At 64.5% G+C, this 10,185-nt stretch carries 9 protein-coding genes and 1 pseudogene; 5 read left to right on the top strand and 5 right to left on the bottom strand.

All coding sequences use genetic code 11. From position 1 onward, the window contains the following. Positions 1 to 210 precede the first annotated feature (210 nt). A complete protein-coding gene (locus IHV84_RS19570) occupies positions 211 to 1,494 on the top strand; it encodes an abortive infection family protein (protein ID WP_198848097.1) in 1,284 nt (427 codons plus the stop codon). A gap of 155 nt (positions 1,495 to 1,649) precedes the next feature. On the opposite strand, the gene IHV84_RS19565 is transcribed toward IHV84_RS19570, so the two are convergent. Continuing rightward, on the bottom strand, positions 1,650 to 3,923 hold the full coding sequence (locus IHV84_RS19565) for a xanthine dehydrogenase family protein molybdopterin-binding subunit (protein WP_198848096.1): 2,274 nt from the start codon (positions 3,921 to 3,923) through the stop codon (positions 1,650 to 1,652). Positions 3,924 to 4,079: 156 nt separating this feature from the next. Then, entirely contained in the window at positions 4,080 to 4,541 is a 462-nt protein-coding gene (locus IHV84_RS19560; protein ID WP_198848095.1) for a (2Fe-2S)-binding protein, read from the bottom strand. A 180-nt stretch (positions 4,542 to 4,721) separates the two neighbouring features. On the opposite strand from IHV84_RS19560, the gene pdxH reads away from it, so the two are divergent. The 3 genes from pdxH (at position 4,722) to IHV84_RS19545 (ending at position 6,545) form a co-directional block, all read left to right on the top strand. After that, on the top strand, positions 4,722 to 5,360 hold the full coding sequence (gene pdxH / locus IHV84_RS19555; protein ID WP_198848094.1) for a pyridoxamine 5'-phosphate oxidase: 639 nt from the start codon (positions 4,722 to 4,724) through the stop codon (positions 5,358 to 5,360). Further along, entirely contained in the window at positions 5,357 to 5,977 is a 621-nt protein-coding gene (locus IHV84_RS19550; protein WP_233100142.1) for a hypothetical protein, read from the top strand. Before pdxH ends, IHV84_RS19550 begins: the two co-directional genes overlap by 4 nt. A gap of 211 nt (positions 5,978 to 6,188) precedes the next feature. Beyond that, positions 6,189 to 6,545 carry a hypothetical protein gene (locus IHV84_RS19545; protein WP_198848093.1) on the top strand — a complete coding sequence of 119 codons (357 nt, stop codon included), beginning with the start codon at positions 6,189 to 6,191 and terminating at the stop codon, positions 6,543 to 6,545. Positions 6,546 to 6,623: 78 nt separating this feature from the next. Here the strand turns inward: IHV84_RS19545 and IHV84_RS19540 are convergent. The 3 genes and pseudogenes from IHV84_RS19540 to IHV84_RS19530 all read right to left on the bottom strand — a co-directional run. Further along, a pseudogene (locus IHV84_RS19540) lies at positions 6,624 to 7,001 on the bottom strand (SDR family NAD(P)-dependent oxidoreductase); the annotation flags it as partial. A 159-nt stretch (positions 7,002 to 7,160) separates the two neighbouring features. Continuing rightward, a complete protein-coding gene (locus tag IHV84_RS19535) occupies positions 7,161 to 8,117 on the bottom strand; it encodes a universal stress protein (RefSeq protein WP_142080752.1) in 957 nt (318 codons plus the stop codon). Between the two features lie 146 nt (positions 8,118 to 8,263). Then, positions 8,264 to 8,689: a GreA/GreB family elongation factor gene (locus IHV84_RS19530; protein ID WP_142080754.1), complete on the bottom strand. Its 426-nt coding sequence runs from the start codon at positions 8,687 to 8,689 to the stop codon at positions 8,264 to 8,266. Positions 8,690 to 9,175: 486 nt separating this feature from the next. Here IHV84_RS19530 and IHV84_RS19525 point away from each other — a divergent pair, with 486 nt between their 5' ends. After that, positions 9,176 to 10,135 carry an IS1595 family transposase gene (locus tag IHV84_RS19525; protein WP_198848092.1) on the top strand — a complete coding sequence of 320 codons (960 nt, stop codon included), beginning with the start codon at positions 9,176 to 9,178 and terminating at the stop codon, positions 10,133 to 10,135. The last annotated feature ends 50 nt before the right edge of the window (positions 10,136 to 10,185 follow it).

Genomic DNA, 10,185 nt, shown 5'->3' with positions numbered 1-10,185 from the left:
GGCTATGAAGAGTGGATAGCGTTTAGAGTCTATGCAATCGTCCGGGATGCGACACGTAGAAATAGATGGATTAAGCCGCTCTAGGCTGGACTAAGTCATTCAGATTCGAATGCCTAGGGTAGCTACCAAAGTGACATGGAAGGAGGCAAGTGTGCGTGCGGCCGGATATAAGAACCAGACGAAGCACTTAGAGCTAAACAGGGATAAGACATGGACACACTTGAACAGACACTCGCTACCGTGCACGACCTGCTACGAGCCGAACGTCTCGATGAAGCAGCCGCACTTCTGCGCCGTTGCCCGGCGAGCATCGAGCAAGTGGGATACGACAACTGGAACGGGGGCACGGACCTCTACGAGGTGCGTCTTGAGCTGCCATCTTCTGAGTTTGCGAGTTTGGGACCACGCCGCAGTCAGGTGGAAGAGCAGATCGCCGCACGACTGAAGACCGTCCTCGAGCCGGAGACACAGGACTGGTACTCAGTCCGCTTTGTGCCCGCGAAAGCGACACGGTCCGATTGGCGCACCGATGTGCATATAGATGCACTTCAAAAGGATATCGCGTTGCCGCGCCAGATTCGACAGAACATCGTCGACGGTCTTAAGCTGGAGAGAGTTGCTTGGTTCGGTACCCTCGACGACGTCGAATTCCTCAGCCGGCTATACAACCTCAAGAGTCTCCCCTCCAATGACTCACGATATAAGGATGCCGCCGGAGACATATGGCAGCACCGCTTCAGCAACGACGACTGGGAAAGCGACTGGGTCTACACGGACGATCGCTTCCGATTGCTCGAGGGCCCACCCGAGGCCTTCCTGCGTTTCCTGTGCGAGATCGTGCACCCGGTGGTTCGGCCAAATCGTGACGAGGCTATCAAGCTGGTGAGCCACTTCAACGACCAACTGCGTCAGACTGGTTGGGAGATCATTGAAGAAGAGTTCATCGCGGGCCGCCCGCGCTTTTCATACCGCCCGCTGCGAAATCAGACAGCCCGGGCGGTAATGCGAGCCAGAACAGTTGCCGATGCGCTGGATGCGGGATGGATGGCCAAAGAGATCGAGCGTCTGGAGCAGGCTGTTGATCGAGATCCAGCGCTTGCGATCGGCACAGCGAAGGAGCTGGTTGAGTCCTGCTGCAAGTCGCTACTGAATAAGCGCGGTGTGCTTTTCACGAAGTCAGAAGACTTGGGTGAGCTCACAAAGAAGGTGACTAAGGAGCTTCAACTTGTACCTGAGGGCATCACCGACGAGACTAAGGGGGCAGACAACATCCGACTGATCCTGCGCAATCTGACCCAGCTTACCAACAACTTGGCCCAGCTCCGCGGGTTGTACGGCACCGGGCATGGCCGGGACGGACAGCATCGCGGCTTGCAACCGAGGCACGCCCGATTGGCGGTAGCGTCTGCTGTAGCCTTCATTGACTTTGTCGCGGAGACCTACGCCCAGCGCCAATCACTTCGCAGTGTTGGGACTCTCGGCAAAGCGGGCTGATCAGGCCGGCAAGCTCGTCGAGGTCACGTCAGCTTGACTAGTCTCCTCAGACCCTTTCCCCAGGGAATTACTTCAGCGAACTGGCGCACCCGAATAAGCCATAAAAAAAGCGCCGGGCTTTTCCAAACCCAGCGCTCTACTTCCATCCAACCCAATCAAGCCAACTTAAACGGCAACTCCCTCGGCGTCTTGCCCGTCAACCGTGCCACCGCATTCGCAAACGCTGGTGCCAGCGGTGGCAACCCGGGCTCGCCCATGCCGGTGGGCGGTTCGGCGCTCGGCACGATGTGCACGGCCACCTGGGGCATGTCGGTGATGCGGGGCACGGGGAAGTCGCCGAAGTTGCTTTGCTCCACCACGCCGTCCTTCAGGGTGATGGCGCCGCCGGGCAGGCACATGGACATGCCCATCAGCGCCCCGCCCTGCACCTGGGCTTCCACGCTCTTGGGGTTGACGGCCAGATTGCAGTGCACGCCAGCGGTCACGCTGTGCAGCTTGGGCGTGCCGTCTTTGCTGACGGAGGCTTCCACCACGTACGCAACCACGGAGCTGAACGACTCGTGCACCGCCACGCCCCAGGCGCGGCCTGCGGCGAGTTTCTTTTTGCCGTAGCCGGACTGGTCCACCGCCAGCTGCAGCGCCGCCTTGTGGCGGGGGTGCTTGTCGCCCATCAGGCGCAGGCGGTAGGCCACGGGGTCTTGCTGGGTGGCACGGGCCACTTCGTCCAGCAGGGTTTCCATGGCGTAGGCGGTGTGGGTGCTGCCCACGCTGCGCCACCACAGCACGGGCACGTTGACCTGCGGGTGGTGTACCGAGAGGCGCATGGGGATGTTGTAGGGCTCTTTCATGCCCTCCACTGCGGTGGAATCGACCCCGTTTTTGACCATGAAACCTTCAAACGGCGTGCCTTTGACGATGGACTGGCCGACGATGACGTGGTCCCACGCCAGGATGTTGCCCTGGGCGTCGAAGCCGATCTCGGCGCGGTGCACGTGCATGGGGCGGTAGTAGCCGCCTTTGATGTCGTCCTCACGGCTCCACAGGGTGCGCACGGGGGCGTTGATGCCTGCTGTGCGCGCGGCCTTGGCCACGCCGCAGGCTTCCACCACGTAGTCGCTGGTGGGGATGGCACGGCGGCCAAAACCGCCACCGGCCATCTGGGTGTGCACCTTGATGTTTTGGGGCTGCAGCCCCAGCACCTTGGCGGCGGCCATGGCGTCCAGGCCGGGCATCTGGGTGCCCATCCACAGTTCGGCCTTGTCACCATCGAGCTTGACGGTGCAGTTCAGCGGCTCCATGGGCGCGTGGGCCAGGTAGGGGAAGGTGAACTCGGCGCTGATTTTTTGCGGCGCATTGGCCAGCGCGGCCACATCGGCGGGGATGGCGATGGCGCCGGTTTTTTGGGCCAGAGCGCGGTACTGGGTGAGCAACTGGGCGGTGTCGGGTTTCTCCACGCTGACCGTGTCCCATTCCACCTTGAGCGCATCGCGCCCCTGCTTGGCGGGCCAGTAGCCTTCGGCAATCACGGCCACGCCTTCGCCGCCGCGGTCGGTGGGCACGCGCAGCACGGCTTTCACGCCCTTGATGGCTTTGGCGGCGCTGTCGTCCAGCGACTTGAGCTTGGCACCAAACACGGGGGGGCGGGCCACCACCGCGGTGAGCATGCCGGGCAGGCGCACGTCGATGCCGTAGTCCTGCTGGCCGCTGGATTTGGCCTGGGCATCAAGCCGCGTGGTGGGCTTGCCGATGATGCGGAACTGCTTGGGGTCTTTAAGGGTGACTTTCTCGGGCACGGGCTGCTGCATGGCGGCCTCGGCCAGCGCGCCGTAGGCCAGCTTTTTGCCGCCGGGGCCCACCACAAAGCCTGCGTTGGTGCGCAGGGTGGATGCGTCTACACCCCACTGCGCAGCGGCGGCAGACACCAGCATGGCGCGGGTGCGGGCACCCAGCTCGCGGTACTGGGTGTACGAGTTTTTCAGGGAGTTGGAGCCGCCCGTGAGGTGCATGCCAAAGGCCGGGTCGGCATAGGCGGGGTTGGCGTCGCCGTGCACGCTGCGCACCTTGCTCCAGTCAGCGTCCAGCTCTTCGGCCAGGATCATGGGCAGCCCGGTTTGCACGCCCTGGCCAAAGTCCAGGCGGTTGATGGTGACGGTGACGGTGCCATCGGTGTCAATGCGAACAAAGGCCGAGGGCTGCTCGAAAGGCTTGAGCCCGGCAGGCGCTGTGCCTGCACCTTGCGCGGTGGCCACCAGCGGGTAAGCCCCCAGCGCAAAGCCGGATGCGGCTGCGGCCTTGAGGAAGGTGCGGCGTGCCACGCCTTCGGTGGCGGCGGCATTTGCTTCGGTATTGATAGCGCCTTGCGCTTGATCCATCAGCGCTACCAGGCCTTTTGGCATGTGGGCGCGGGCGGTTTGAGCGTCGAAATGCATGGTGTTCTCCTGCTCGGTGTTCTTGGGAGGGGGTTGGATGTGGAGAGCGGGGCAAAAAAACTCAGCGAAGCGGTTCTGGCTAGGCGCTGTGTCGCAGGCAGTACTACCAGTACGACAAGACGCAGCAACGACGCCAGAAGAGTTTTTTTGAACCGATCAGGCCAAAGACTTGGCGGCGTCGTGGATGGCGGCGCGTATGCGCACATAGGTGCCGCAGCGGCACACATTGCCTGCCATGGCGGCGTCGATGTCGGCGTCGGTGGGTTTCTTCTTGCCCCCGAGCAGCGCGGTGGCGCTCATGATCTGGCCGCTTTGGCAGTAGCCGCACTGGGCCACGTCGTGCTTGACCCAGGCGGCATGCACGGCCTTGCCCACCTTGTCATCGGCGGCAATGGCTTCAATAGTGGTGATCTTCTGGCCCACGGCGGCCGAGATGGGAGTGACGCACGAGCGCACGGGCGCGCCGTTCAGGTGCACGGTGCAGGCCCCGCACAGCGCCTGGCCGCAGCCAAACTTGGTGCCGGTCATGCCCAGCGTGTCGCGCAGGGCCCAGAGGATCGGGGTGGAGTCGTCGGCGTTGACGGCAGTGTCTTTGCCGTTGATGTTCAAGGTGGGCATCGTGAGGTTCTCCGGTGGGCGATCAGCTCGCAGCCATGCGGCTGGGCAGCAAAACAGTGGCGGGATTAAATCCCAACCAGCGTTTTTCTGCTGGCAGTCAAGATTGCGCAGGGTCCATTCCCTGCCCTGCCCTTGCCCCAGCGCAGCGCTGGGCGGGCGCGTGCATTGCACAATGGCGAAATGACCACATCCATCGCAGACCTTCGCAAGAGCTACGAGCGTGCCGAGCTGAACGAAGACGCTTCGCACGCCGCCCCCCTGCAACAGTTTGACCAATGGCTGAAAGAAGCCATCAGCGCCGAAGTGCCGGAGCCCAACGCCATGACGCTGGCCACCGTGGGCAGCGATATGCGCCCCAGCACGCGCATCGTGCTCATCAAGGGCTATGACGAGCGCGGCATTGTCTGGTTTACCAACTACGACAGCCGCAAGGGCCGCCAACTGGCGGGCAACCCCTACGCCGCCATCCAGTTCCATTGGGTAGAGCTGGAGCGCGTGGTGCGCATTGAAGGCGTGGTGGAAAAGGTGAGCGACGAGGAAAGCGACGAGTACTTCCACAGTCGCCCGCTCGATTCGCGCATTGGCGCCTGGGCCAGCCCACAAAGCCAGGTGATTGCGGGGCGCAGCGTGCTGGTGGCCAATGCGGCCAAGTACGGCGCGCAGTTCATGCTGAAGCCCCCGCGCCCACCGCACTGGGGCGGCTACCGCCTGAAGCCCGACCAGTGGGAGTTTTGGCAAGGCCGCAAGAGCCGCCTGCACGACCGCCTGCGCTACCGGCTGGACGGCACCGACTGGGTACGCGAGCGGCTGGCACCATGAGGCACCAGTCCCTGCACGTACAACCCGCTGTGCACCAACACCCCGCTACGCGCCTGCGCACCGCCCTGTGCCTGGCAGCCGCCTGCGCCGCACTGGCCGCGTGCAAGCCGCAGTCTGCCCCCCAGCAGCCGGCCGCAGCCACGCAGCAAGCCAATGAGAGCTTTGCCACATTGGTGCAAGCCTGCACGCAGTTTGTGGCGGCCCGCACGCCGCATGTGGGCAAGGCCGACATTGCGGGGAATAGCGTCTGGACGAAAACGGGTTACAGCCCGGCCCAGGTGCAGCCGGAAGTGATGGCCACAGAATCGGCCGTGACGCCGTTTGTGGGCAAGATCGTCATCAAAGACAACGAGGCACGCGCCACCGCTGCGACAGAGGCTGAGGCCCAGGCCATCACCCTCACCCCGGCGCACCTGCTCTCCAACCGCACGCACACCTTCGTCTACAGCTTCGACGGCCAGCAGTGGCGCTGGCAAAACGGGCAGCGGCTGACCAAGATTCCAGGCCAGAACGACCGCATGGACGAGCTGGCGCTGGCCGAGGTGTCTGCCCCCGGGCCGCAGGGCTTTGCAGGCTGCCTGCCCGCCAGCGCAACAATGCCTGCCGCTATTAAATAAATAGCTACCAGCGCTTTACCGATAAGCGCTAGAAGCCGATTTGATTGAAAATTCATGCGGGCGTGCATGAGGCCGGAGCATGCTGGGGCTGCGTTGCTTGTGCCTAGAGCAGTGCACACCCTCTGCGCGCACCCACCCCATACATCGGCCCTGCCGCTACCATCGGCAGCACCACCCCCCTGCCCTCGCGGCGCTACACCACCAGCCCACCATGCTCACGCTTCTGTACTACGCACTGATGCTGCTGGTCGGCTTCGTCTTTTACCGGCACGGCCAAAAGCTGCTCCGCCAAGGGTATCGGGACCGCAACGGCGAGCCCACCCAGGGCATGGTGGGGCCGGTGGGTTTTTTGGTGCTGGGCGCTGTGGGCTGCTATTTGCTGTTTGCCCTGCTGCGTGCGCTGGCGCGGGGCGAGGTGCCTTGCGTGGGCAAGGGCTGTGCGGGGCAGATTTACACGCTGGCTGAACAGGCCGGCCCGTACTGGGCCAACGTGTTTTTTCTGCTGTGGTGCGTGCTGGCGTTTGGCTACGCGCTGTATGTCACGCTCAGGATCTGGCTGCGGCCATAACGGCTTCGCGCCAGGCCAAAACGCCTGCGGGGTGCGCCGGGGGCACCACCGCCCCAGACGCAGGTGCCTTGCGCGGGCTCAGGCGTGCTGCGCTTGCAGGTAGCCAGGGCGCTCTGCCGTCATGGCCTGCTTCAGGCGCTGGGTCAGCTCATCGGCCAGCACTTCTTCTGCACCGGCCTCCAGCCCATCCAGCGCACGCTGAACAATCTGCTCGGGGCTGGTCTTGGGCACATCAAAGCCACGTGTCAGATCGGTATCGACATAGGCCATGTGCAAGCCCAGCACCTGCGTTTTTTGTGCGGCCAGTTCCTGGCGCAGCGCGTTGGTGAGCGACCAGGCGGCTGACTTGCTGGCTGAGTACGCCGCCAGTTCCCCGGCATTGATCCACGAAGCCACCGACAGCACGTTGAGCAGCGCCCCGCCGCCGTTGGCTTGCAGAATGGGGGCAAAGGCCTTGCCCGCGATTGGCACCGGCAACGGCCCCTGGCACGGCTACGACCAGGCGGCCGTGTCGTTGCCCGCGGCGATCAAGGCCTTGGCGCGGACGGCCTGGCGGCTGGCTGCAGGCCCCATGCGTCGCTTTGACCACACGGCAACGGCAAGATCACAAACAGATCAGGATCGCCCGATCTGCGCCGCCGGGTTGGGATAGCGCGGCAGGCGGGGCTGGCCTGCCTTCACGCGGCGCGTAGGCAGGTCTGTGGCCAGGCGCTGTGCGGGCGCCGCGCTGGTGGCGGGCTGGTAACCATGCGGCACCACCAGCACATCGGTGGGCGCGTGGCGCAGGATGCGATGGGCCACGCTCTCAAACACCAGGTCCGACAGCAGGGAAGCCGGGTGCTTGCCCACCACGATCAGGTCGGCCGCCGTGTGCTGCTGCTGCACCACCACCTGCCGGGCGGGGTCGCCCCGGCCGATGGTGGAGGACAGACGGTTGCGGCGCGCGTCATACGAGTCGGCCAGCGTGAACATCCTGTCTTGCGCAAACCGCTGGCACTCTTCGCGGTATGCGCGGATGGCGCGTTCGGACACCTCGGCATAGCGCAGCTTGCCTTCATTGGTCGTGTCGATGGCATGAAACAGCTCGACGCGTGCCGACGGCTGCAATGCAGAGCCCAGTTCCACCAGGCGCTGCGACACCTGCGAAAAATCCACCGCCACCAGAAGACTCTGGTACGGCTGTGCCGCCGCTTTGCGCACCACCAGCACCGGCCGCTGGCATGCGCGCAGCATGCGCACGGCCGGGTGGGTGCGGAACCAGGCGGCCAGCCCCCGCGGCGGGGCGGTGCCCCACACCACCAGGTCGGCATCGGCGGCTTCGCGGGCCACATCCGCCGCCGTGAGGTCCATGCGGGTTGCGGCCTGCACTGTGATGTGGTGCCGCTGCCTGAGCTGCAGCGCATGCTGCGCGAGGCGCACGGCCGCATCCGGTGGCGGCGCCTCGTCGGGGTGGGCTAGGTACACCAGCTTCAACGTGGCGCGGTGCTCGGCACACAGCAGCGCAGCGCGGGCGATGGCGTGGCAGCCTTTGGAAGAAAAGTCGGTAACGGCGAGGATGGAGCGAAGGGTCATGGCGGGCGTGTCCTTGTTGTCGTTGTGATGGGGCCGTGCGCACCCGTGCAGCGGCGGCCACCCGATGTGGCGCCGGCGTGAAGGGCAATGAGTGCGGGCACGGTGGTCCCGGGCGGCAGCGGGCGCTGCAGTTGCTGAAGCGGCGGCTACGTGTGGTAGTCGCCCGAGGCCTCGGGCTGGAACTGAATGCACTCGATCACGGCCGCGCATTCTTCGCCGTGGGGTGTCTGCCACCTGGCCACATCCCCCTCCCGCAGCCCCAGCAGGCTGATGCCCACGGGAGACAGCACCGAGATGAAACCGGCGGCCGGTTCTGCGTCTTGCGGGTAGCACAGGGTCACCACCTGGCGCCTGCGGGTGTGCACATCCAACAGCTCGACGCGCGAATACATCGTGACCACATCCGCGCGCACGGTGCGCGAGCTGGTGATGTCTGCCTGGGCCAGCAGATCATCCAGAACGGAGGGAAGCCGGTGGCCCCCCAGCCTGATCAGGCGGGAATGGTCCAGATCGGTGAGCGTGCGCTCGCCGTGAACCACAACAACATCATCAACAACTGCGGCTGCATGCATGAATTGGCACTCCATCAAATGCGGCTGTCGCCCAGCGGGAACAGACGGCCACTACCGCGCAAGGCTGGTGCCCGGCGGTGGATGGTTGCGCTGAAAGAGGATGAGGAGAGAGTGCCGCCGGGCTCAGGAATGTGCTGGCGTCTGCTGACAACGCGCAGTCTTCCTGCCCGCCGCACGCGCGCAAGCCGCTGCGTAAAGCAGCGATGCCAGGGCAGCGGTGGTGTATGCAAGGAGGGTCGTCATGGCGCCGATTGTAGGCCGCCAGCACGCATCTGGGGCCAATGGCCCCAGGGTTCGTGCCAGATAGGCGGGGCGCCGCACCCGGCGCCGCAATCTATCAAAATAATAGCTATTGGCGCTTGACCAGAATGCGCTGGAGCCTGATTTCCGGCTCTTCTAGCGAATGCTAGTGATGAGTCTTTAAACGCCCTGCCGCGCCCCCATCTCCCAAGCATGACGCTCCTGCGTCAGCCCCAGGAGAAAGCCATGCGACAGCAGCAGATGACGCGCTTGATCCACAGCTTGCCCCAACTGACGCACCACCAGCGCCAGCAACTGGCAAGCTGCCTGCAGGCTCTGCTCGATCACAGCCAAGCCATCGCCGTTTTAGAAGCACACGGCGATGCTCCTCGGGCCTGTCCGCATTGCAGTAGCTCCCTACTCGTCAAGAACGGCTCGGCCAATGGGCTTCAACGTTTCAAGTGCCGCCATTGCGCGCGCACCTTCAACGCCTTGACGGGAACGCCCCTGGCGCGTTTGCATCTGCGGGACAAGTGGATGGGCCAGGCGCAGGCTCTGGGCGAGGGGCTCTCGCTCAACCAGGTGGCCCAGCGCCTGGGCGTGGCGCAAAGCACCGCCTTTCGCTGGCGCCACCGCTTCCTGGCCTGCCCAAGCCACCAGCAGGCTCAACAGCTTGTGGGCATTGCCGAGGCCGATGAGTCCTACTTCCTGGTCTCCTGCAAGGGACAAAGAGGCTTGCTGCGCCGTCCTCGCCGGCGGGGTGGCAAAGCGCTGGCTGGCTGCAAGGGCTCAGAGTACACCCCGGTGCTGATGGCGCGAGACCGGTCTGGAGCAACGGCCAACCTCATTCTGCAGACGAGCAAAGCGGTGAGTGTGCAAACGGCGCTCAAGCCGTTGCTGCCACCAGACACCATCTTGTGCACCGATGGCAGCGTCACGCTGGCCAGCGCCGCCCGGGCACTGGGCGTGCAGCACCAGGCGGTGAATGTGAGCCGGGGCCAGCGGGTGAGAGGCCCCTGGCATGTGCAGAACGTCAATGCCTATGTCAGCAGGCTGCGCGCTTGGATGCAACGCTTCAAGGGTGTGGCGACGAAATACCTCGATGCTTACCTGGGCTGGTTCAGGATGCTGGACCGATCAGGCCCCATGGGGTTACAGCCCGCGCTGGTGCTGGGGGCTGCCATGGGGAATCAAGACGTCAGGTAACCATCCCCCGGCAAAGCCGGGGGCATTCGGGATGTGAGCCGCTCAAAGCG

The organism is Acidovorax sp. IB03 (genome assembly GCF_016406015.1).
GTDB classification, from domain to species: Bacteria; Pseudomonadota; Gammaproteobacteria; order Burkholderiales; family Burkholderiaceae_C; genus Acidovorax; species Acidovorax temperans.
The sequence above is the reverse complement of the archived record's forward strand: the minus strand, read 5'-3'. Positions and strand labels throughout refer to the sequence as shown.